Source organism: Lutispora saccharofermentans, from assembly GCF_024363565.1.
Taxonomy (GTDB): domain Bacteria; phylum Bacillota; class Clostridia; order Lutisporales; family Lutisporaceae; genus Lutispora; species Lutispora saccharofermentans.
Window position 1 is genome coordinate 15,559 of sequence record NZ_JAJEKE010000028.1, and the last position, 23,694, is coordinate 39,252.

General features: G+C 42.3%; 22 protein-coding genes. 6 read left to right on the top strand and 16 right to left on the bottom strand.

The annotated features are described in order from the left end of the window. Nucleotides 1-55: 55 nt before the first annotated feature. Together hflC and hflK are read right to left on the bottom strand one after the other, a co-directional pair. The gene (gene hflC, locus LJD61_RS19555) at nucleotides 56-937 is read right to left on the bottom strand and encodes a protease modulator HflC (protein WP_255229278.1); all 882 of its coding nucleotides are present in this window, start codon (nucleotides 935-937) and stop codon (nucleotides 56-58) included. After that, complete coding sequence (hflK, locus tag LJD61_RS19560) at nucleotides 934-1,932, bottom strand: FtsH protease activity modulator HflK (RefSeq protein ID WP_255229279.1); 999 nt, start codon at nucleotides 1,930-1,932, stop codon at nucleotides 934-936. The genes hflC and hflK overlap by 4 nt, the downstream gene beginning before the upstream one ends. Nucleotides 1,933-2,310: 378 nt before the next feature. Here hflK and LJD61_RS19565 point away from each other — a divergent pair, with 378 nt between their 5' ends. Further along, nucleotides 2,311-3,636, top strand: coding sequence for an APC family permease (locus LJD61_RS19565; RefSeq protein ID WP_255229280.1), 1,326 nt, complete (start codon nucleotides 2,311-2,313; stop codon nucleotides 3,634-3,636). Nucleotides 3,637-3,655: 19 nt separating this feature from the next. On the opposite strand, the gene LJD61_RS19570 is transcribed toward LJD61_RS19565, so the two are convergent. Then, complete coding sequence (locus LJD61_RS19570; protein ID WP_255229281.1) at nucleotides 3,656-4,429, bottom strand: nitroreductase family protein; 774 nt, start codon at nucleotides 4,427-4,429, stop codon at nucleotides 3,656-3,658. Between the two features lie 44 nt (nucleotides 4,430-4,473). After that, the gene (locus LJD61_RS19575; RefSeq protein WP_255229282.1) at nucleotides 4,474-6,351 is read right to left on the bottom strand and encodes an Eco57I restriction-modification methylase domain-containing protein; all 1,878 of its coding nucleotides are present in this window, start codon (nucleotides 6,349-6,351) and stop codon (nucleotides 4,474-4,476) included. 384 nt (nucleotides 6,352-6,735) lie between these two features. Between LJD61_RS19575 and LJD61_RS19580 the strand changes: the two genes are divergently transcribed. Beyond that, nucleotides 6,736-7,758, top strand: a complete 1,023-nt coding sequence (locus tag LJD61_RS19580) for a branched-chain amino acid aminotransferase (RefSeq protein ID WP_255229283.1) — start codon at nucleotides 6,736-6,738, stop codon at nucleotides 7,756-7,758. Between the two features lie 306 nt (nucleotides 7,759-8,064). On the opposite strand, the gene megL is transcribed toward LJD61_RS19580, so the two are convergent. The 4 genes from megL to LJD61_RS19600 form a co-directional block, all read right to left on the bottom strand. Further along, nucleotides 8,065-9,237, bottom strand: a complete 1,173-nt coding sequence (megL, locus tag LJD61_RS19585; protein ID WP_255229301.1) for a methionine gamma-lyase — start codon at nucleotides 9,235-9,237, stop codon at nucleotides 8,065-8,067. Nucleotides 9,238-9,425: 188 nt separating this feature from the next. Further along, the gene (locus tag LJD61_RS19590) at nucleotides 9,426-11,288 is read right to left on the bottom strand and encodes a heavy metal translocating P-type ATPase (RefSeq protein WP_255229284.1); all 1,863 of its coding nucleotides are present in this window, start codon (nucleotides 11,286-11,288) and stop codon (nucleotides 9,426-9,428) included. A gap of 13 nt (nucleotides 11,289-11,301) precedes the next feature. Continuing rightward, a complete protein-coding gene (locus tag LJD61_RS19595; RefSeq protein WP_255229285.1) occupies nucleotides 11,302-11,517 on the bottom strand; it encodes a heavy-metal-associated domain-containing protein in 216 nt (71 codons plus the stop codon). A gap of 69 nt (nucleotides 11,518-11,586) precedes the next feature. Then, nucleotides 11,587-12,204 carry a LysE/ArgO family amino acid transporter gene (locus LJD61_RS19600; protein WP_255229286.1) on the bottom strand — a complete coding sequence of 206 codons (618 nt, stop codon included), beginning with the start codon at nucleotides 12,202-12,204 and terminating at the stop codon, nucleotides 11,587-11,589. A 207-nt stretch (nucleotides 12,205-12,411) separates the two neighbouring features. On the opposite strand from LJD61_RS19600, the gene LJD61_RS19605 reads away from it, so the two are divergent. Beyond that, nucleotides 12,412-13,362 carry an NAD(P)H-dependent flavin oxidoreductase gene (locus LJD61_RS19605; RefSeq protein ID WP_255229287.1) on the top strand — a complete coding sequence of 317 codons (951 nt, stop codon included), beginning with the start codon at nucleotides 12,412-12,414 and terminating at the stop codon, nucleotides 13,360-13,362. Between the two features lie 88 nt (nucleotides 13,363-13,450). Here LJD61_RS19605 and LJD61_RS19610 read toward each other — a convergent pair whose 3' ends face one another. From LJD61_RS19610 to LJD61_RS19630, 5 genes are all read right to left on the bottom strand, one after another. Next, complete coding sequence (locus LJD61_RS19610) at nucleotides 13,451-15,019, bottom strand: DEAD/DEAH box helicase (protein WP_255229288.1); 1,569 nt, start codon at nucleotides 15,017-15,019, stop codon at nucleotides 13,451-13,453. Nucleotides 15,020-15,193: 174 nt separating this feature from the next. Next, nucleotides 15,194-15,361: a zinc-ribbon domain-containing protein gene (locus tag LJD61_RS19615; protein ID WP_255229289.1), complete on the bottom strand. Its 168-nt coding sequence runs from the start codon at nucleotides 15,359-15,361 to the stop codon at nucleotides 15,194-15,196. Between the two features lie 191 nt (nucleotides 15,362-15,552). Beyond that, on the bottom strand, nucleotides 15,553-17,295 hold the full coding sequence (locus LJD61_RS19620; RefSeq protein ID WP_255229290.1) for a putative bifunctional diguanylate cyclase/phosphodiesterase: 1,743 nt from the start codon (nucleotides 17,293-17,295) through the stop codon (nucleotides 15,553-15,555). A gap of 32 nt (nucleotides 17,296-17,327) precedes the next feature. Beyond that, nucleotides 17,328-17,813, bottom strand: a complete 486-nt coding sequence (locus LJD61_RS19625; protein ID WP_255229291.1) for an MCP four helix bundle domain-containing protein — start codon at nucleotides 17,811-17,813, stop codon at nucleotides 17,328-17,330. 76 nt (nucleotides 17,814-17,889) lie between these two features. Next, nucleotides 17,890-18,096, bottom strand: a complete 207-nt coding sequence (locus LJD61_RS19630) for a helix-turn-helix domain-containing protein (protein WP_255229292.1) — start codon at nucleotides 18,094-18,096, stop codon at nucleotides 17,890-17,892. A 271-nt stretch (nucleotides 18,097-18,367) separates the two neighbouring features. Here LJD61_RS19630 and LJD61_RS19635 point away from each other — a divergent pair, with 271 nt between their 5' ends. From LJD61_RS19635 to LJD61_RS19645, 3 genes are all read left to right on the top strand, one after another. Then, nucleotides 18,368-18,925, top strand: coding sequence for a helix-turn-helix domain-containing protein (locus tag LJD61_RS19635; RefSeq protein WP_255229293.1), 558 nt, complete (start codon nucleotides 18,368-18,370; stop codon nucleotides 18,923-18,925). Between the two features lie 162 nt (nucleotides 18,926-19,087). Next, nucleotides 19,088-19,546 (top strand): spore coat protein, encoded by a 459-nt coding sequence (locus LJD61_RS19640; protein WP_255229294.1) that lies wholly within the window; start codon nucleotides 19,088-19,090, stop codon nucleotides 19,544-19,546. A 17-nt stretch (nucleotides 19,547-19,563) separates the two neighbouring features. Beyond that, on the top strand, nucleotides 19,564-19,773 hold the full coding sequence (locus tag LJD61_RS19645) for a TOBE domain-containing protein (RefSeq protein ID WP_255229295.1): 210 nt from the start codon (nucleotides 19,564-19,566) through the stop codon (nucleotides 19,771-19,773). 269 nt (nucleotides 19,774-20,042) lie between these two features. Here the strand turns inward: LJD61_RS19645 and LJD61_RS19650 are convergent, their stop codons facing one another. The 3 genes from LJD61_RS19650 to LJD61_RS19660 form a co-directional block, all read right to left on the bottom strand. Then, entirely contained in the window at nucleotides 20,043-21,329 is a 1,287-nt protein-coding gene (locus LJD61_RS19650; RefSeq protein WP_255229296.1) for a 4Fe-4S dicluster domain-containing protein, read from the bottom strand. A gap of 278 nt (nucleotides 21,330-21,607) precedes the next feature. After that, nucleotides 21,608-22,987: a VanW family protein gene (locus tag LJD61_RS19655; RefSeq protein ID WP_255229297.1), complete on the bottom strand. Its 1,380-nt coding sequence runs from the start codon at nucleotides 22,985-22,987 to the stop codon at nucleotides 21,608-21,610. Nucleotides 22,988-23,031: 44 nt separating this feature from the next. Then, a complete protein-coding gene (locus LJD61_RS19660) occupies nucleotides 23,032-23,667 on the bottom strand; it encodes a hypothetical protein (protein WP_255229298.1) in 636 nt (211 codons plus the stop codon). Nucleotides 23,668-23,694: the final 27 nt, after the last annotated feature.

The window sequence follows — 23,694 nt, forward strand, 5'->3', positions numbered from 1 at the left end:
AAGAGAAGATGCCCTGGAGCAGAATTAAATTAGGTTTATTGCAGCAAAATCAATATCAATATCCTATTATATATTTGGCATATGGAGATTTGGACGGGATTATTATAACCGGCTCCCCGTTTAAGGTCGTTGCATATGAATCCAAAGTTAAATAAAGCTCAAAGAAAGCTGGATCTTTTCCATAGGCTTCATTATATATGCGGGCAGCCTCCTTTTCACCCTCAGCAATAATTTCCTTTGCTTCACGATCTGCCCTTGCCAGCATTTCGCCTACTTCCCTGTCCGTTTCGGCTTTTATCTTTATCGCTTCGGCATCGCCCTGGGATAAATATTCTTGAGCCTTGCTCTCCCTCTCAGATATCATTCTCGTATATACGGACTGCTCGTTAGTGGAAGGCAGATCCGCCCTTTTCATCTTGATGTCGACCAAATTGATTCCGTTGCCGTTTTGCTTTAAAATATCATTTACCTTATTTTTAACTACCACATCAAAATCATCGCGGGAGCTGTTTTCCAAATTCACTATCTGGTCAAAATTCAGTTTTCCCAATTCCGTACGGATATTTGAATATATTATATCTCCCAGGCGGCTTTCGGCAGCTAATTGAGTGCGCAGGGTCTCGATCATTCTCTGCGGATCTGTGATATTCCAGATCGCATAATAATCCACCATTATGCGCTTTTTGTCCAATGTATTTATTTCCGTAGGCGGCACATCATATAATAATGTGCATTTTGGAAGCCGTGAAATCGATTGAACAAAGGGCAGCTTCACATTTAAACCCGGATCATCGATCACGCTGACAATTTTACCAAACTGCCTGACAACTGCATATTCACTGGGTATAGTTATATATAGGCTGGTAAGAGCCGTAAAAAGGATCACCAAAACCAAAATAACAGGTATCGCCATTTTGCTGCCTTTTAATTTGATCATTGTTCAGCACCTCCCTTGGTATCCTTTATAACATCTATGGGCAGGTATTTTACAGTACCGGAGCCCTCATCCATGATATATATTTTGGCCTTAGGCAAAATCTTGTTCAATGTTTCTATTACAAGGCGCTGCTTCGTTACTTCCTTGTTTTTAATATATTCGGAATAAATAGCGTTAAATGTTGCCACATCTCCCTTGGCCTTTTCTATCCTTTCTGTTTTAGCTCTCTCTGCATTGCTTATCAATGCTTCTTTTTGACCTTGAGCTGAGTTTACCCTTTCATTTTTATACCTGGTGGCTTCATTCACCTTAGTAATTTTATCTTCCCTGGCCGATGTGACCTTCTTGAATGCTGCGCTCACCTGCTCTGTAGGCAAATCCACGTCCTGCAAATTGACATTGACAATTCCGATGCCTATATCATAGCTGTCCACCAGGCGCGTCAATAAAGAACGCACATCGTTCATTATTTGTGCCCTGCCGTCGGTCAAGGCTTCATCAACCTTTGCGCTTCCTATCACTCCTCTTAATGCCGCAGATACGACATTGCGGAGGGTAAGGACCGGGTCCTCGTTATTGTAGAAGAATTTGATGGGATCTGTCACACGCCATTGGACCTCAAAATCAACCAAAATAATATTTTCATCCCCTGTGATCATTTTGGCCTCGTTCATATAAACCGTTACATCATCCGGCTCTGCTATATTGCTGCGCCTTTTGGATATCTCAGGTGTGGTCTCGCTGTAGCCGAATGTCAATGAAAATGTTTCTCTTGAAATCTTTTTAACCGATTGCACAAAAGGCAGCTTAAACTTCAAGCCCGGTTCAAGGATTGCCGGATTTGGCTTGCCCAGCGTGATCAAAACCGCATATTCGGTCTGATCCACAGTATAAAAACAGCTGAACAGCATTATAACCAATATAATGCCTATGGGCACCAAGCCAACCCATTTCAGCTTGGTCCTATCTACCTCTACCTTTAGATTCTTTAGCATAAAACATATCACCCCCAATTTTTATTACGTCACGGGACATCATATAGCCTTTCTGATCTTCCTATCAGCAAAGCTTTAATCGTCTGTTATTTATATGCTACCAGAGGACTTATTTATTTGCAATAATCGCCAAGCACCGCATTTGCTTTACGTTATATGCCTTACTATCAGGCTTCCTGCTTTTTATCCTTTATTTTTATATCAGGTTAGTTTTGCGTTTTTTGCTCCATACTATTATCAAAGCTTGTGCAGATATACTGCAAGGTCTTGATGAATAAGCATACTTCTATCGAGGCATTTTAATGATTGAAATATTATAAACCATAATAAAAGCTATGTTAATATTTTAACATAGCTGAGTCTTAAATAAATATTTTCATGTATAGGAGATGTGAAATTTTGGAGAAATCACTTAAAAAATCTGTGACCTTCATCGAAGCCATTTCCATAGTAATCGGAATGATCATCGGTTCAGGAATCTTTTTAAAGCCCGGCATTGTTTTCAGTAATGCAGGTTCTCCCATGGCAGGCGTGCTGGCCTGGATAGCCGGAGGCATCATAACCTTAGCCTCAGCCCTCACTGTGGGGGAGATAGCATCGGCAATCCCAAAAACAGGGGGTCTCTATGTATACCTTGAAGAATTATACGGGGAGACTTGGGGGTTTCTTCTGGGTTGGGTTCAAACGGTAATATCTTACCCTGCATCCGGTGCAGCTTTAGCCATAGCCTTTTCCACTTACGCCACCTTCTTTATTCCGATGGATGGCCTTCAGCAAAAACTGCTGGCAGTGGCTGTATTGATATTCGTAATAGTTATGAATATCATCGCCACTAAATATGGAGGGGTGATTCAAGTCATATCAACCATCGGCAAGCTGATCCCCATCGTATCCATAATCGCATTCGGGTTAATATGGGGTCAAAGCCATGACTTCCGTTCGACCACCGTCATTGCCGAAGGAGCAGGCTTTGGAGCTGCAATCTTAGGCACTTTATGGGCTTATGACGGCTGGATAGGGGTTACGAATATGGCAGGTGAATTAAAGAATCCTGCGAAGGAAATGCCTAAAGCAATAATTATAGGAGTGACCTCCGTAATATTTGTGTATGCCTTGATGAATATGACCATGCTCAATGTGATGCCTATAGAACAGATAGTCGCATCACCAAGGCCTGCCTCAGATATAGCAGTTGCACTTTTTGGCAATGGCGGAGCCTCATTTATAACGGCAGGGATAATTATATCCGTATTCGGCGCCATGAATGGCTATCTCATGACAGGCGCCCGCGTCCCCCTTGCCATGGGAGAACGGAAACAGCTTCCCGGCTCTGAATTCTTGGGAAAGATACACAAGCGCTTCGGCACTCCTGCCAATGCCCTTATACTGGAATGCATAATAGCCGCTGCTTATATTTTTACAGGGACCTTTAATACCCTGACCGATCTGCTGGTATTTGTTTTATGGATATTCTTTGTTATGGGCGTCTTTGGTATATTTATACTGAGAAAAAGAGTGCCTGCCGATAAAAGGCCCTATAAGGTTCCTCTTTATCCGCTGACTCCAATAATAGGAATATTGGGCGGTATTTATATCATATACAGCACCATAGCAAGCGCGACTTTGAATTCCATGATAGGAATAGGTATAACCCTGCTGGGTCTCCCCATATTTTATTACTTAAAATGGAGCTCCCATCAATAAATTTTTATTTTACTTCTTTCTATCTTGCATTGGCATCTGAAGGCATTGCAGCAACGCTTATCATATATTGATATCCCTTGGGCGCCATTGCTTCGCCTTTTTCATCAGACATGAGCTCCATCTCTTTGCCCAGAGCTCTTGCAGCTATGAAAAGGTGGCATATAGCGATTCCTATGTCTATTTGATTCATATTATCATATAGGGCGGCTTTAATCATACCTAGCCTTGCTCTATATATATTGAGCTTTTCGGCGTCTCCTGTAAAAAACCAGGGCTGGCTGTTGCTTGCAGAGGGCGCAATACGAACTGCCTTTAGTATATCATCCGCATGCTTTGCGGCTGAGATTTCGCTTAAGCCTCTTCTCTTGAATTCCGATGCGTCCATTCTATGTACAGGCTCAGCGCTATTTCCAAAAGCCAGCATAATAACGAAGCTCATGCCGTTCATCTCCTGGGGCACACCTTTCTCCGGCCTTGCCATACCCAGCCAGCAGCTTCCTATATCTCTTGAAGAAAGATAAAGATCGACCTGCTGCAGCATGAAGCCTGCGTTCATCAGGTAATTATCAGCTTTTTCCGAATAGATGCAGAGGTAATGGGGTGCCCTGACAGGCAGAATATTTTTTACCTCGCCGCTGGATAGGTATGTAAATTCCACTTTTATTCCTTCAATAAGAGATTCTACATTTTTTACGTACTGCTTTATCCCTTCCAATATTTCCTCCTTCAGCGGGTTCATATCATACCTGCGTATTGACTTTCTGTGAAACATGGCTTCATAAAGACTTACCATACTATTCCTCCTTTTCATATATAAAATGCTCCTATCCATGCGTTTTAGAAGTTTGATCCTATTCCAAAGTAAGCCGACAGCATACCGTCTATCTCCTCTTCCAAAGTCTTTATTCTCTCCTTAGATGCACCATTTTGATGCAGTTCCAGAAGCTCTCCGCTCAAAGGCTCTATATCCTTACAGTCTTCATAATCAGGTATCTTGAGCTCCATCACCGTGTTGGGATAATAGTCGTACATGCCGCTGCCCATCTTTTTAGCAAAAAGCTTGAAATAAAATTCATAAAGCCTGGAATTCAAGATTCCAAGCAGGAAAGGAAGAGTATAGTTCTCTGCTCCATCCTTTAAAACAAAAGAGTAGACATCGGCACTGCAGAAGCAGCCGGTTCTGTCCAATGCAAATCTGTTGCTGCCGCTCTTAAAAGGGTAAACTATTTTATCCTTGGTAAAAAGCTCCGGATTCCTGCCCCATTGAAGCTGATGCCATTGCCTGAAGCCTTTTCTACATTCTCTTCTATTCTCCAGGCGTGCTCTGTATTTTTCTATATGCATTATGCTGTTTGGGTATTTAAGGGGCTCGTCTATCCAATCCGAGTATATAAGCTTTAAATTGCTATCTTTGATCCTGTATCTTCTAACATGGCTGTTTTTTATCCAGGGCCTCAAAAGCTCTTCTTCTATGGATAAAGCCTTTACCATATACTCATCCACTATGAAGGCCTTGTCGCATCCTGTTATTATTCCCTGGAAGCTTTCTGCTATATCCCCAAGGCGTGTCCTGCAGCGATTTTCGATCCTTCTCAGGATATCTCTTTTATCATCCGGAATCAAAATCCATCTGTCCTCCAGGAGCTTATCCTGATCCACGGCAAATTTCTCAAAATCCCCGGAGTCTATGCTTTCTATTCTGCCTCCGTCATACTTCCATATCTCTGTCTCGTTATCCCCACCACTTTCATTGGCAAGAAAAAATATGGCGGTTGCTACACCGATTCCCTGAAATATCTTTTCTCCATAAAAGTCTACTATTTGTATTATCCTGCTGTTTTTTTGCAGGTAAGCTCTCAGATTCCTGCCGGTGGGGCTTTCCATAAAATATCTGGAGGAAATAAAGGCAATTATGCATTTATCATCCGCAGCCTCTAAGGCCCTCTGGTAAAAACAGTAGGAAATATCGGATTTGTCCCGGAAAACCTCTTTATATTCATCCAGCAGCCATCTTTTATAGTCCATGGCCAGTTCCTTATGCCCCACATATGGAGGATTGCCGATTATATAATCATATTTATTCGACCAGAATCTATTATTCCTAAGTATTTCTTCTGTCTTTTCCCTTTCTAAATACTCTGCCTTATCATCCCTTAGATTATGGACGCTATATACCAGCTTATACTCTTGAAGCTCACGGCTTAGCTGTTCTTTATCATAATACTGCTCCCATCGGAAGAGGCTGTCGCAGTATATTATATTCATTTCTCCAAAGTATTTTTTTCTGTCCTTGGCCATCAGGCTTGCTGAGCAAAGCCAGAGGGCTTCCTTGTCAATATCTGCACCATATAAGCAATGCTTCAGAATATGATAATGCAGATTCTCTTCCTGCCAGTAGCTGCAGCCGTCAACAGCGTAGGTTGTGCCTTCCTTATTTATTTCATATTTCTCAGTTTCATATTTCTCCCGCAATTGGGGAAGGACTGCCCTGAACTTTGCCTTCAGCAAGTCATAGGTCTTCAGCAGGAAAAATCCGCAGCCGCAGGCAGGGTCCAGGATTTTAATAAAAGGCTTTTCAACCAGGTCAGCACAGTCTAAGGTCTTCTCAAGCATAAAGTCGATTATATAATCGGGGGTATAGTATTTGCCATGTGCTTTTTTCGTATCCCTTTCCATAGATTGCTGATATAGCCTGCCCAATTTGAAATCTTCCATAAGATCACCTGCCTTGCATTGTTGATTGATTCCTCTACAATAACTCATTTTTATCAGCTTGCAAATATCCGTTGTGCTAACTGATAACGATTGCGAGAGCTCCGGGACTAAGACTTTGTAAGCTTGCATAGGGTTGCGTCAAAACTCGCTTTGGCTCAAACAGTTGACGCAACTTTTCCTATACTTCGCTAACAAACTCTAAGTCCCTTCACGATGCACTCTTTTATCAGTTAGGACAACAGGTTATTGCGGTAAAATCTTAATTCCATTATACACTGATTATCCGAGAATTTTCCAGCTATATCTAATGAGCTTTTTGCAAATTCCTTTATCCGATATAATAAGGTATAATACTATTAATAAGTCATGGAAGGAGTATGATCAATGGAAAAGATCGTCGACATCGAATGGAGCAAGCTCGGTTTCAGCTATATAAAAACAGACTATCGCTATATATCCTATTGGAAGGACGGCAAATGGGACGAAGGGACATTGACACAAGACAACAGGCTTCATATAAGCGAAGCTTCCACAGCTCTTCATTACGGTCAACAATGCTTTGAAGGCCTTAAGGCATATAGGACAAAGGATGGAAAAGTCCATCTCTTCAGGCCTGACAGGAATGCGGCCAGAATGCAGGATAGCTGCAGAAGAATCATGATGCCTGAATTTCCCATTGAAAGATTTGTTGACGCCTGCAAGCAGGTAGTAAAGGCTAACGAAGCTTACGTTCCCCCTTATGGCAGCGGTGCGACTCTATACCTGCGCCCTTTTTTGATCGGCGTTGGTGACAACCTGGGAGTCAGACCCGCACCTGAGTTTATTTTTTCAGTATTTTGCTCTCCTGTAGGACCATATTTTAAAGGCGGAATGAAGCCTGTAAACTTCTCGGTTTCCGATTATGACAGGGCAGCCCCCTATGGTACAGGCGCTGCAAAGGTCGGAGGAAACTATGCAGGAAGCCTTATGCCCCATGAAGCGGCTGTAAAAGGAGGCTTTGCAGATTGCATTTATCTCGACCCTGCAACCCATAAAAAGGTTGAAGAAGTAGGAGCTGCAAACTTTTTTGGCATTACTAAAGATAATAAGTTTGTAACACCAAAATCTCCGTCAATTCTCCCAAGCATCACTAAATATTCGTTGATGCAGGTAGCCAAAGATTATCTCGGCATGGAAGTTGAGGAAAGAGATGTATTCATTGATGCGCTTGATGAATTTGCTGAAGCGGGAGCCTGCGGTACAGCAGCCGTGATAACTCCCATAGGCGGCATAAAATATAAGGACAAGCTTCATGTATTCTACAGCGAGACAGAGGTAGGCCCTGTTACCAGGAAGCTCTATGAAACCCTCTGCGGAATACAGGTGGGAGATATTACGGCTCCGGAAGGCTGGATAGCAGAAGTATAACGAGGGAATGCGGCATAGGAGGAGACGGGAACCGCTGAAAGACACGGAATTTCTCACGAAAAAACAGGTCATGATTTTTTATTTAGCATTTTGATTTCTTAATGCTTTGTATCTGTTATTCTGAGCCAAACAAAGTGAAGCGAAGCATCTGGATAAGATTCTTCGCTTCACTCAGAATGACAGCATACGCGTTTTTAGTTGCGGACAATAATAACTATCATCAACTCTTCAGTGATTTTTGTGCTGTTTCAGTGGCTTGACCTGGTTTTCGTTCCCTACTGTTGCGTAATATAGATACTATGCGCCTTATATGGTATCCAGAACAGCCTTCAGATCAGCTATGATGTCCTCCGGATTTTCCAGCCCCACCGATAGCCTTACAAGCCCGTCGCTTATGCCGCTAGCTGCTCTTTCTTCCGGTGAATAAGGCGAATGGGTCATTGAAGCGGGATGCTGGATCAATGTCTCCGCGTCACCCAGGCTCACTGCCAGAGTACACAGCCTCACATTGTTCATCAGCTTCTTGCCTTCTTCCACTCCGCCCTTTATCTCAAAGGCTATCATGGCTCCCGGCAGCCTCATCTGCTTTTTCGCCAGCTCATATTGAGGAAAGCTCTTGAGTCCCGGATAGTATATCTTATCAACCGCCGGATGCTGCTCCAAGAACTCAGCTACCTTCATCGCATTTTCACAATGTCTCTCCATCCTGATCTCCAGGGTTTTAATACCGCGGCATATCAGGTATGCTTCAAAGGGCCCTAAAACAGAGCCGGTCATATCCTTCACTCCGAAGAGCCTTACCTGATCTATAAATTCCTTCTTGCCGGCCACTGCTCCAGCTATAACATCCCCATGCCCGTTCAGATATTTTGTAGCTGAATGCAGCACTACATCCGCGCCAAGCGCAAGGGGCTTTTGAATGTATGGGGTACAATAGGTATTGTCTACGAATACCAGGCATCCTTCGGTTTCATGCGCTATTTTACTTATAGCTTCAATGTCGGCGATATCCATAGTCGGGTTTGCAGGTGATTCCAGATAAACAGCTTTAGTATTGGGTTTCATGGCTTCCCGGACATTTTCCGGATCATTGGTGTTTACAAAGGTTACTTCCACACCATAGCGGCTTATGCCATGGTTCAAATATGCAAAGGTGCAGCCATATAGTGTCTCCGCCGCAACTATATGATCTCCGGCCTTTAGCGCGGTCCAAAGAGCTGAAGTTATGGCTCCCATGCCCGAAGACATTGACATGGCCGCTTCCGCGCCCTCCAAAAGAGCTATCTTTTCTTCCAATTCAGTGTTGTTTGGGTTGCCCAGTCTGGTATATATATACCCGCCCTCTTCCAGGGCAAACCTTCTCCCTCCCTGTTCTGCCGTATCAAATGCAAAGGTTGAGGATTGATAGATTGGTGTAGCTAATGCTCCTGCTGCATTGTCTGCATGGCCTCCATGTATGGCTTTTGTTGCAAAGCCCATTTCTTTAAGGTTCAGCTTGCTCACTATGAATACCTCCTCAATGATTATGATCCAAATACATATTTCTACATAGAAATGGATTTTCCTTCTACTTTTTGGATATTGAGCTGGACTCATTCAGTGTTAACAGTATTCTTAGCGCGATCATCTATCGTGCAAAAAAAGAGCCCTTGTCATGCAAGACTGCTCTATAGTTTGCCCAGTTCTTCTTTGCCGTATCCCAGAAGCCTTATGGCATTTATTATGACCAGCAATACGGATATCTCGTGTATCAGCATGCCCGAGGATAAAAATACCAGCTTCAGCAAAACTCCTGCGATCAGCGTTATGACCACTGCTATGGCAAAATAAATATTCTGCTTCATATTGATGACGGTGGCCCTGCTCAAGCCTATAGCATAAGAAAGCTTCTTCAGCTCAGCCGACATGAGCACCACGTCTGCAGCCTCCATAGCCACGTCAGAGCCTGCTCCGCCCATGGCGATCCCCAGATCTGCCGAGGCTAATGCCGGCGCGTCATTAACACCGTCTCCAACCATGGCTGTGATTCCATACTCCTCTTGAAGCTTTTTCAGCATTTGAACCTTGCCCTCCGGCAGCAATTCTGCATAATAATCATCCAGATTCAGCTTCTTTGCTATGGCTGACGCAGCTCTCTTATTATCTCCCGTAAGCATTACTATCCTCTTGATCCCCTTATCCTTAAGCTTTTTGATCAGCCTGTCGGCTCCCTCTCTGATGTCATCAGCTATAGATATCACACCCAGTATCTTGTCCCGATCTGCTGTTATGACTGCAGTCTGCCCCAAGGCTTCTTCTCCTCTTATATAGTCTTCAATCTCATCTGGAATATCTATATCGTTTTCTTCCATCAGCTTCCGGTTTCCCACCAAAATTGTTCTTCCTTCTATCTTCGCTTTAAGGCCGTGACCGGCTATTATCTCCAAATCCCCGGGAGCAGAAAGATCATCGTTAAATCTCTTGCTTGCCTCTTCCAGCACGGCCTTTGCCAGGGGATGCTCCGAATATCCTTCTGCAATGGCGGTCACCCTCAAGAGTTCCTCTTCTTCCCACTCAAAGGCCTTTATTTTTGTGACCTTCGGCTTGCCGATGGTCAAGGTCCCTGTTTTGTCGAAGGCCAATACCTTCACAGTTCCAAGCTTCTCGATGATCTCTCCGCCCTTCATCAGTACGCCGTGCTTTGCTCCATTGCCTATGCCCGCTACGATAGATACGGGTGTGGATATCACCAGAGCCCCGGGACAAGCTATCACCAGCAGCGTGAGAGCCAGCTCTATATCTCTTGTTATCATAAATACCAACACTGCCAAGACTATAATGCCGGGAGTATAGTATTTGGAAAAAACCTCAAGAAATTTTTGAGTCTTTGCCTTTTTATCCTGAGCTTCCTCCACCATCTGAAGTATCCTTGAAAAGGTGGTATCCTCTCCCACTCTGTCCGCTCTCACCTTTATATATCCGGACTCTATGACTGTCCCGGAGAAAACCGTTTCATCCTCGCCTCTGCTCACGGGGATAGATTCTCCTGTTATGGCTGCCTGATTCACATAGGAGCTTCCTTCCACCACTGTGCCGTCTACAGGTATTTTTTCTCCCGGCCTTATTATCACTATTTCGCCCTTTATCACTTCCTCGGCGGGTATTTCTATTTCTGTCCCTTCTCTTATGACTTTAGCTGTATTAGGCGCCAGGTCCAGCAGCGCTTTTATAGCAGATCTGGTCTTTTCCAAGGTCTTGCCTTCCAGGTATGCTCCGAACATGAACAGAAAGGTGACTGCCGCAGCTTCCCAATATTCGCCTATTATGAGCGCTCCGGCAACTGCAAGGGTCACCAGGGCATCAATGCCTACTATTTTGAATCTGATGGCTCTGAAGGCATTCAGGGCTATAGGATATCCTGCAATCAAGGCAGCCATGATCATCAAAGCATCTTTCCAAACAGGATCAGAAATAAGGTATCTGAGAGCAAAGGATAATAAGATCAGAAGCCCTGAAATCAATACCCTCTGCCCCCTGCTTATCTTAATCATTGCAGGAGCACCTTTATTTCACGCCTAAGACATCAAAGCCCAGGGCTTCTATTGTCTTTTTTATTTCGCCTTCGTTTGCTGCTCCTTCATCGAAGGATACCTTAACCTTGCTGGAAGAAAAGAGTACCTCAACCTCATTTATGCCTTTTATCCTTTTTACCACCGCTTCTATTTTTGATGCGCAGCTCGGGCATGTCAATGTCTCCAATTGAAAGGTTTTATTAGTCATTTTTAATTCCTCCTCAATATTTTATGGTTTTATTATAAACAATTGGAAAAATAAAAACCGTAACAACTATTACGGTTTTACTATTTGAATAAAGTTATAGCCCAGCTTTGTACCATAATATACTATTATGGTGCCGCATATCAGGTTTATCCCCCTTATGATCTTGTTATTAAAGCTATTTTTGAAAACCGATACAACTGTAGTCAATCCTGTAAACCATGAAAAAGAAGCCAAGCAAACTCCGAATATAAAAAACCCTACAGCTTCTGGAGGCAAGGATGCCCTAAACCCACCTAAAAGCAGAGAACCGTCTATCAGAGCTTGAGGATTTACCCAAGTCACCATAAAGCAGGATATAATGACCTGGGGCAGTGATTTGTCCACATCTACTTCACTGCTTGCAGATGGTTTGCTGCGAACGAGCTGTATTCCTATATATATTACCGCCACGGAACCGATGCACAGTATAATCGCCTTCAGCAGTTCAGACCTTTCCATCAGGGCTCCCATTCCGAAGAAGCAGGCTAAGGCCAAAGAAATGTCGAAAAAAGCTGTGATAAAGGCTACCTGGTATGCTCTAAATCTGCTTTTGCCAATGGCGGTATTTATCACATAAAGATTCTGCATTCCTATAGGCGCCACATAAGCAATGCCCAGCATAAACCCTTGAAGCAAAAATTTAAGCAATTACAATTCTCCCCCTTTTCCTTTTGCTTATGTCAATATTATAATCTCTCTTATTGAACATGTCTCCAACCATAAACAAAAAGCACATCCAACCAAATAACACATTAATTTTCACTCAGCCTGAAAAAATCAATTGTTGCCTTTTGTTTATCATGATATAATAGTATGAGCATATAGCACCAGGTGCTAAGAATAGGAGAAAATCAGATGATTTTAAGGGAGTTAAAGATAGGCAATATTACCGTGTCCGTTCCTATAATCCAGGGCGGAATGGCCGTAAGAATATCTACAGCCCGCCTTGCAGCAGCAGTGGCAAATGAAGGTGGTATAGGCATCATAGCAGGCACGGGCATGAGCATGGATGAGCTCATAAATGAAATACGCATGGCGAGAAAAATGACAAATGGAGTAATAGGCGTCAATGTGCTGTTCGCAGTGAGAGAGTTCGCAGACCTGGTAAGGACTGCTATGAAGGAAGGCATTGATCTTTTCATATCGGGAGCAGGCTTTTCCAGGGATATGTTTTCCTGGGGCAAGGAGTATGATACTCCCATAATCCCAATCGTTTCCTCTGCAAAGCTGGCCTCAATGGCAGAAAAGCTTGGAGCCGCTGCGGTAGTTGTCGAAGGCAAGGAAGCAGGCGGACATCTGGGCACGGACAGGCCGATGAAAGAGATACTCCGGGAAGTTTGCAAAGAGGTAAAAATCCCTGTGATAGCCGCGGGAGGTATAATCGACGGAAAAGATATTGCCGGTGCAATAAAGCTTGGGGCCAGCGGAGTCCAAATGGGGACCCGTTTTGCCGCCAGCGAGGAATCCGCTGCTTCGAAGGAAATGAAGGATATGTATGTCAGGGCAAACAAGGAGGATGTGGTCCACATAAGCAGCCCTGTAGGTTTGCCCGGCCAATGCATAAGAAACGGGTTTTATAAGCGGATTGAAAGCGGAGCATCAAAAGGCACCCATGAGTGTTTTGCATGCCTTAAACGCTGCAACCATAATTTTTGCATAATGAAAGCTCTCCTCAACGCCTGCGACAGAGGCAACCCTGAGGAAGCCCTGATGTTTGCCGGAGAGCTTGTATATAAAATTAAGGAAATACTGCCTGTTAAGCAGATTTTCAAAAACCTGCTGAGTGAGTTAGCAGGGGCCGAATGATCTTCCTTGCGGAGTCTAAAATAGAGAATGCGTAAGTGCGACACGGACGTCGCACTAGGCGCAGTCTGTAATATTGGCCATACTGCTTCTATCTCGGTCTGGATATTTCGATATTTACCCTTCTGCTCATCAGCCTCTTGCCTGAGCAATGCTTGATTATGGCCTTTGCAGCTTCCTCAGTAGCATTGACAAAGGTAAATTTCTCCATGATGTCTATATCCCCGATGTCTTCCTTGTCTGTGTCAGCCTGGTCGCTGAAGAACTGGAGCAAAGCTTTGGGATTTATTTTATCCATCCTGCCTATGCTCAAGAACAGTCTTACATAGCTGCTTGAAGAGCCTATAGAGTTTTCTGCGTAATTTGAGCCCAGTTCTTTTTCAAGCACCATGCTTATCAAGGCCGCCGCCACATCGACAAGATTGTATTCCTCATCCAATTCTGTTGCCAAAGACACAAATCTCTTGTGTTCTTCCTTTTCTATGACTTCCTTCACTCTTGCTACGGCACTCTTATACTTTGTGAGGAATATTTCATCGATGGAGGGGACTTCTTTTCTCCTGATCTTGCTTCTCGTTGCCTTCTCTATCTGCTTCAATATATAATATTCCCTGGAAGTCACCAGAGTGTATGCGGTTCCTTCCCTATTGGCCCTGCCGGTCCTGCCTATCCTGTGGACATAGGATTCCGTATCCTGAGGCAGATCATAATTTATTACATGAGATACATTCTCTACATCAATCCCTCTTGCTGCTACATCCGTTGCCACCAAAAAATCCAAATTTCCTTCCTTGAACTTTCTCAAAGTGCTCATTCTTTGGCTCTGGCTCATATCTCCATGCATTCCCTCAGCATTATAACCCCTTACGTCCAATGCTTCCACCAGCTCATCCACACCTTTTTTGGTTTTGCAGAATATAATAGCGCTTGAGGGTTCATCGACATCCAATATCCTGCACAGGGACTCAAACCTGTCTTTTTGCTTTACTTCGTAATAGAACTGTGCTACTGTTGCCACTGTCATAGTGTTCTTAACTATGGAGACATGCTTCGTCTCGTCAGACATATATTTTCTTGAAAGCTGTCTTATTTCATCCGGCATAGTGGCAGAAAAGAGCATGGTCTGCCTATCCTTGCTGCAATTTTTTACAATTTCTTCAATATCGTCTATAAATCCCATATCCAACATTTCATCAGCTTCATCAAGAACCAAAAACTTTATGCGGCTTAGATCGATCACATTTCTGCCGATAAGGTCAAGAACTCTTCCCGGAGTTCCTACCACTATATCTATGCCCCTCCTGAGGGCATTTATCTGCCGATCTATGGGCTGTCCTCCGTATACCGGCAGCAGCTTTACCTTGGTAAATTTGGCTATGCGGTTCAGCTCATCATTTACCTGTATAGCAAGCTCTCTCGTAGGAGTGAGAATAATAGTATTTATTCTTCCTTCCGACCTGTCCAGCTTGCTCAAAATAGGAGCTCCAAAGGCTAAGGTTTTGCCTGTTCCCGTTTGAGCCTGACCTATCACATCAAAGCCTTCCAAAACTATGGGTATTACTTCTTCCTGTATCTTTGAGGGCTCTTCAAAGCCCATATCGTCTATTGCCCTAAGTATCTTCTCACTTAATCCCAGGTCTCCAAACTTCACATTTTTCATTAAATTCCTTCTTTCTCGTTTTATTTGGTACATTTTGCGGCAGGGAATACCGGCAAAGCAGCGGTGTGTCCCATTTCCCTGCCATTTCTATTATTTGCATTGTAAATTATATTAATTACAACACAAAAACCCTATAAGAATTAATTCTTATAGGGTTTGGCTGCTAATATAGAATTATCTTCTAAATCCTCTGTTATTGTTCTGCTGCTTTTTTGCTCTTCTGCAATCAGGACATCTTTGAGGTTCATTTTCAAAACCCTTTTCCTTGTAGAAAGCTTGCTCGCCCTCTGTGAATACAAACTCTTTTCCGCAGTCTTTGCAAGTTAAATTCTTATCTTCCATTTCAACATTCCTCCTTTTTCATTTTTAAAAGTTAAAACTGATCGACTCAACGCCCCAAAAGAGAAATGTCGTTAATCGTTTTAATCTTTAAAATGCAAACCATGCTGCACTTCTAACTAAGTATAACATCAATATTTACAATATGCAACTGTTATTTGTAAATATCGGAAAATATTAATATTTTTTGTAATCTACAAAACCATTGAGAAGTCATTCACCGCTCCGCCGCTCGTGTAGAATTCCTCAAGCCTGCTCGCTTCCAGCGGCCTGCTGATATAATAGCCTTGTATACGGTCACAGCCTTTATCTGCTAAAAGCTTGAATTGCTCTTCTTTTTCAACCCCTTCTGCCGTGACATCCAGATCCAATCCCTTGCTCAGGAGGATTATGCCGTCAATGATCGCTTCTATCCTTCTATCACTGCATACTTCGTCGATAAATGATTTATCGATTTTTAAATCGCTTATGGGAAGCATATAAAGATAGCTCAGAGATGAATAACCCGTGCCAAAATCATCTAATGCAATCCTTACTCCCATGTCCCTCAGCTCCTTGAGCTTATCTATGTTCTCATCTATTCTTTTGATGAGCTCGCTTTCGGTGACTTCCAGCTCCAGGTATTTGGGGTCCAGCCCCGTCGTATTCAAAATGTTTCTTACGCTTTCCGCAAAAAAATCATTTTGAAGCTGGATCGCAGATATATTTACCGATACAGATAAAGGACACCCATTATCATGCCATGTCTTGCACTGCTCGCAAGCGGTCCTGAGCACCCATTCTCCCATAGAAATGATCAAGCCGTCTTCCTCGGCAATATTGATAAATTCTGATGGAGGGATCAAGCCGTATTGGGGATGATCCCATCGGATAAGGGCTTCAGCCTTAGTAATTCTGCCGCTTTTATAATCTAATAAAGGCTGGTAATACAGCAAGAATTGCTCTTCATCAACAGCCTTTTTCAGTTCAACTTCAAGCAATGTTCTGCTCTTGACCTCAATTGCCATTGTGCTTTCATAGAGCTTGCATTGGCTTTTACCGCTGCTTTTAGCATCGTGCATGGCAGCATCGGCATTCTTTATCAAAGCTTTATATTCTCTTCCGTGATCAGGGTACAACGCTATGCCTACACTGGCGCAGCACAGCATCTCGTAATCATCCACCCTTATGATGCTCTTAAACAGGTCTGCAATCGATTCACCGATATGCAGTGCCTCCTCTTCATCCTTTACATCTGATATAAAAGCCGCAAACTGATCTCCTCCGAATCGGCATACCAGCCCTCTGCTTCCTATTATTTTTCTTAGCTGTTCTGCCGATTTCCTCAGTACTATATCACCGTACTCATAACCGAAGGCGTCATTTATATCTTTAAAATTATCTAGGTCAAGTGAAAATAAGGCTAGCTTGGCGTCTCCGGCTTTACAGCATCCGACCTCAATATCAAGTCTTTGAAAAAATTGCATCCTGTTGGGAAGATAAGTTACAGGATCAAGGAGGGTGCATATTTCAAGCTGCTTTTCAGCAGCCTCCTGGGCAACCCTGGCCTTCTTGCTTTTGATCTTTTCATATATTAAATGGCATAGAATTTTTAAGGTTAATAATAAATTGGAGGACTCTGAAATCCGGCAATTTGTGAGGTTCAAAGGCCCTGAGATAAGGTATCCTGCAGATTTGCTCTCCATGTTTATGGGAAATACAGCATAGCTTGACCCATCGCTGCAGCCGTATAACCTGTATCCTTCATTTATATTTACGGTGATATCTTTCAGCCATTCTGCATAGGTATGACTATCACCCTTTATCATCCCTGATTGGATTAGCATATCGCCTTTATTATCTATCAACCCCAATGGTAAACCGGTGCTGATGAAAAAATCATCAAATATATCGTCAAATTCACCAGCTTCTATCAAATCCTCCAGCAGGTACTTCATAGCTGTCCCCCCTCCAGGCCGGCTTATGACCTCTATATTTTAAACAATTCAACAATTCCCATCAGCTTTGCAGCCATACCGTTCAGCGTTTGTGCAGTAGATGCGACTTTCTGAGAAGAAGAAGCCATTTCTTCTGCGCTGGATAAATTGTACTCGACCAGCGACTCTACATGGCTTTGAGCATCCTCAGAATACTTTACGAAAATATCCTTATCTTCATTTGAAATCATAGCCCCTGATGCCACGCTGTCCTTTATGCTGTACCAATGGGATAAATAATCCTGATAGCTCTTTTTGAATTCTTCAAGGCCTGCTTTTTCTTCATCAGACAGGTTGGTTTTTTCGTAGTCTTCCATCAGCTTATTTACTTCCTTATCCAAAGAATTCATATTTTTTATTCCCAGTATGGACATACCTCCGATAGAAGCTATGGAAACAACGGCCAGCAATAATATTAAAGCAGATATCTTAACATTATTTAAAATGGCCTTCCCTTCTGAGAGCTTTTTACTAGACACAAAAAACACACTCCCAACTATAATTATATTTGCATAATTCCAAGTATTGGCTTGATGGCTTTGGACCAGCTCAACTTCATATGTGCTTTTTTTTCAAATCTATGTTAAGCACTTCCCCTATAGAGTCCAAATACTTATTGCCTGACCTGTCTCCCGTAGTTATCAGATATATATATGCTTCACTGCTTCCGACAAGCCGGGCAAGCTCCCTTTGAGTCATATTCAGCTCTGAAAGTCTGTGCTTGATGATAAGTCCAAGGCTTGAGAGCTTCCTTTTCCTCACAGTTTATCCCTCCTTGATACTATGAACATTTGTCAAAAAGATATCATTATATAACAGCAATGATGCTGCAAGATAGTCATATATTAGGTGAAAGATATGCTTGAGGTCGCTTGTTTAACATTGCCAATATGTTATCATGAAAATGTTACTAAAAATGCGTGTACATTTACAATTTTACCACTTATGAGAAATATGTCAATTAATGCTTGTCGTTTTCCCATCTTTGTTGTCGCGTATTACTATTATTGAGAACATTTTGGAGGTGTAAGATATGCTTGATAGGTTTGAAGGTATTGGAGAAAGGCTAAGTCTGATGCTTAAGCTAAATAAAATAACGCAAAAAGAAGCTTGTGAATTAACAGGAATATCAAAGAACGCCATGAGTAATTATGTCAATGGAAACAGAATTCCCGAATCGCTTATGCTGTATAAATTGGCTAAACTCTTCAGAACATCCATGGAGTGGATATTGACCGGCAAGAACCTGGCTTTTGATGAAAGCTCAGAAAGCTTCAAAGCCTATTTGCGGGGCACGGCTGAAGAAATAATCAAGAGATATGCACATCTTGAACCCTGGGGTAAAAACAACCCCATATCCAATGAGAAGAAATTTGATATGGTGAATGAGATAGTAAATCTTTTGGAGGCTTATTTGAAGCATAATCCGGGAAACTCGCGTGTATTAGTGCTTACACATTACGAATACAACTCCATCATTAAATTCAAGCAGCTTTCTATGGAAGATAAGCTGGCTTTAGAGGAATTCGTCAATGTCAAGCTGCGCTTAGCCGGAGAATATAATACAGGTAATGGCATCAACACCCCATAAGGAACCCAAACAAATAAAAGCAGCATTAAGTTATACAGAAATAACTTAATTTTTATAGCATAATGATATATTTTTATATCATAGCTCCGCTTTTATATAAATATAAATCTGCAAAAGAGCCATACTAAATAATACAATATATTTTGAAGGGAGTTTATATATATGGCTCTAAGCAACAAAGAAAGACTTTTGATAGAAGACAATCTTAACGCCGAATACTTATGCATAAGAAAATATCAGCAATATGCTGCTATGGCTCAGGATCAAAAACTAAAACAGGTGTTTACGGATCTTGCCGCTAAAGAGCAAAAGCACGCCGACACCCTCAAGGGCATGTTAGCGGGAAGCAACATAAATGATCAAAACATATTCGGAACTTATAACAGCCCTCAGGGAGATTTCTCAAATGTGAGCCAAAACCTTGGCTTCACTGACGCTCAGCTTCTAAATGATGCTTTATCTACAGAAAAACATGTTTCCAGCTCTTACAACAATGCAGTGCTGGAATCGGCAGACACAAATATAAGGAAGCAGCTCCAGCACATACAAAAAGAAGAGCAGGATCATGCCGAAACATTGTTCAGCGAAATGCAGTCCAAAGGCTGGTATAAGATGTCATAGCACAGGAGATTTTCATTATGAAGATAAGCGGCAGAAATAAAATAAAAGGAAAAGTTGTAAATGTAATAAACGGGATAGTAACCTCAGAAGTGGAAATCGATGCGGGAAACGGCATCAGGATTGTAGGCGTAATTACTAAAAGCTCCGTAGATGACATGAATATCAATGTGGGTGACGAAATAACCGCTTTGATCAAGGCTTCGTCGGTAATGTTCATCAAGGATTAAGGACGCTTTCTAAAGCGTCCTTAAGCGTCCTAATCCCATGCTTTCTTCACTTTGAAATAATATATGCTGAGCACTGCGGCCAAAAAGGATAATACAGCACATAATTGATGCCCCTTCATTTTAACAGTTGAACGAGACTTCATTCAGAGGGGGATTCAACCCCCACTGAATGTTAGTCGAGTCCATACTGGACTTAGCCGCTCTTGGCACCCGCCGCCTATAGAGGCGGGGGTCTTAGAGCGGGTTAGTTCAGTGATAAATTTCTATTTTCAAGATTTGTACATCATCCTTCCTATCAATTTCTCCAGATAAATTGATTTCATCTGTTCGCTGGCTAGGGCCTGCTTTATGGGAGGCAGCCTCAATATTGCAGATAGAACTGCAGCCATAGCTCTATGGTTTCCGAAGGCTTGGTTATCGAAGATCAGATTTTGCAGTGTACCCTTTTCTATTGCCATCATGACAATCCTGTGCACTGAGTTTACAGGAGTTATTATTGTCTCCTTCCGCCGGTGAAGATGTAAGCTTTTGCTGTGACAAGACCTTACACATACGCCGCATCCCAGGCATACTTCCTCATTTATTCTTACCCTTTTTACTCCGGTGGCGGACACCTCATCTATACATACCATATCAATGGCACCTATCGGGCAAGCCTTTATGCATCGGCCGCATTTAGTACAGTCATCCTCACTTAGCTTAGGTATAAAGGCAGTAGTTTCTATAGGGTGAAGCGATCCAAACTTCCTCGCCGCTGTCAGGCCCTCGCAGCAGCAACCGCAGCAATTGCATATGAAGCTTACATCCTTTCTTACGTTCTCTCCGCATTGGACCAAATTGCTTTCATAGGCCTGATGCAGCAGCCCCAAGCACTCAGAGGCTTCTACTCTTCTGGCATATTCATGCTTTATCAAGGAGGCTGCCGTATTATTGAAAGTCATGCATATATCCATTGAGGCATTGCAGGCTTTCCCTATATGGTGCATTTTATGCCTGCAGTAACAGGTGCTGATGCCTATATGGGAAGCATTCTCTATTATATGACTAGCTCTTTCAAAATCCAGTATATGCATCTCATTCTCCCTGGACAAAACTTTTTCCTGTACAAACACCCTTCCCATTCTTGTCTCGGTACCGAAAAACAAATTCTTTATAAAATCCTCTTCCACGTTCATATATTGATGATAAAGCTCGCTTAAAAGCTTCTGATCGATATCGTGCCTTGTCCGCATCAGAGAAAACTCAAAAAACCCTGCCATTGGCGGAGGAAGAACGTATTTGCGCACTCCATTATCCTCTGAATCTAACAGCAGAGCCCTCGCCGCCAACGCATCCAGAGTTTTCTGAGCCGATACTTCGTCTGTCTTCCATATCCGTGCTGCCATTTTTACCGTGAAAGGCTTTATTGGCAATTGAGCAACAAGGGCGGCTTCCTTTTCATCAAATAACAAGCTCAGTATTTTATATAATGTTTCCGAAGGCGGAGCCCCCTGAGGGAAACGGTTTATCCTCTCCTCCAGACTTTTATATGCTGATTTGGCTACTAGATGGGACATAATTTTACCTCCTGCTTTATGCAGCATCACCTTGAGCGAGACTTCATTCAGAGGGGGGATTCAACCCTCGCTGAATGTTAGTCGAGTCCAGTGTAATCGGCACAACAGATTAATTTATCTTATTTATACCATATTTATTGGCCCAATTGCATCAAGCTAAATATAACGTGAAAAAGATTTTACAGCAATAATGTTATCAGTCAGCATAACAGCTATATAGAATATTTAATGCGTTATATATAAATAGAAAAGGATGATAAATAATCCTTATCATCCCCTTATATCTCATCTCTAATACCTTTTTTAATTATTCCGTTTATTGGTCTATAATAGTCATTTGATATGGTTTCCGAATTTACTAATATACCTTTTTCATAGGTTTGTCTTGTAACCTTAACCTTATAGCCATCAGAGCCCTTTTTGGCTACTACAGTTCTGCCCTTTGGCAAATCAGGATCCTCAAATATTTTAATCTCTGCCGGAATCTTTGCATATACCTTATTTCTGATGATATAGGTCCTATTGCTGAGATTAGAATTCGAGTACATATTGATATTTAAATTTTTCTCTTTAGCATATGCCTCAATAAATATGGGATAGTCTAAAGTGTTCTGAAATTTAAGATCTATATTGCCCCAGGAAACCGTTGCATCAAGACCCAGGCCTATATATGACGAAGGCAAGCCGTGATTTCTTCTCTCAATGATTTTAACACCGCTGTCCAGAGCCGCCCTATACAGCGTAGTTGATACCTGGCAGATCCCCCCGCCGATTCCGGGCTTGTAATTGCCGTCCTCCAGTACAGGGGCTGCCACATAACCCCGTTTCTTTGTTCTTTCTCCCACATGATCATTAAAGCTGAATGTTTGGCCCGGCATAAGAATACTTCCGTTGATGGCTTGTGCCGCCAGCTCTATATTATGTGTCCTGGAAGCTGAGGATGAAGCAAGGCTGGTGCTGAATGACGACAGCTTTGTATCTATAACATGCAGCTGACCTGCAGTTACGGAAGCTTCCACCTCCTCCACAGGGGCTTCTATCGCAATATGGCCGATAGCTCCGGATTCAACATTCTCTTTTATATGCTCCCCGAGCCTTCCAGCTTGAAGCTTATGTCCCTTGACGTCTTCTATAATCTCGATATTTCCTTCATAAGTTATGGCTATACCGGCATTTGCAGGCTCGGTGTTGATGTCGCTCTCTATTAGGCCGACAAATTCTTCGAGATAGCGGTCATTATATTTAAAGGAGATATCATATTCCTTTGCCATCCCCTGTTTTATAAGCTGATATTTATTTAAAAAGCTCAAGCTTTTACCTGCTGCAATCGCATTATCAACGGCGCCATCAACATCATAACCCGAAATAAGTCTTGAACAATCCATAATATAGGTCCTGCCATTGATAATCACATTGGCTCCATTTTGAATCAAAGCATCTATGTAGCCGGATTTAATTAAATTTATTCCTTCTTCTTTGGTCTTGCCGCTCAAATCAATACCGGCTACTTTGATCCCTGGATAAATGAGCTTGTCCCATTTCTCATTCTGATCGTATATCTCCCACATAAAGCCAAAAATCAGACCAACAAAGCATATAAATAATTGCATAATAGTGATTTTTGCAGCCCTGGTAAGTTGATATCGTCTACTCGCCATAGAATCCCTCAAATCTTTAGGCAAAATTTATATAGATAGTATAATTATTCTTCCTTCTTAAAAAATCCGATGATGTTATTGATCCTTTGTGTTTCATATTTAATGATATTATTCTGCTCCTCCAGCATGGTTTGCTTGGCTGCAATTTCATCTTCATAATAATCTATCATCTGCTTTAATTTTTTTATTTCTTCCTTATGCTTTAAAATCACGTTTGTAACCGAATTGCTGTAATCACTGGCAAATTGATTGAGGACCTTCAATCTTTTTTCTCCGTCGGACATGAGCACATTAATATTTGTATTCGATGCGTTGACAATATTCATAACCGATGCCTTTCGTACTGCATAGGGCAGATTCTCCGGTAAAGCATTTATGAAGTTGCCCAGCATGAATATTGTATTAACATTGCCGTTGCCCAGCTCATAAGAAGAATAGATCTCTTCTATGGTTTTATTTTTCTCAAATGCAGCCTTTTCCACTACCGGCTTATTCTCCTCTCTCACAGGCGGTTTTGTGCTTTTAGTATTGTTTTCCGAGTTCTGATATTTATTGTCATTTTTTTGAGTCTTGACCTGCTCCGTCATCTTGTTTTCTTTGCTTTTAACAGTTTCTGTCTTCTCATTATCCGTTTTTTCCACTACTCGAAACTTTTCCAGCACTGTCATTATTTTCGACATAATACTTTTCCCCCTTGTTAAATCTAT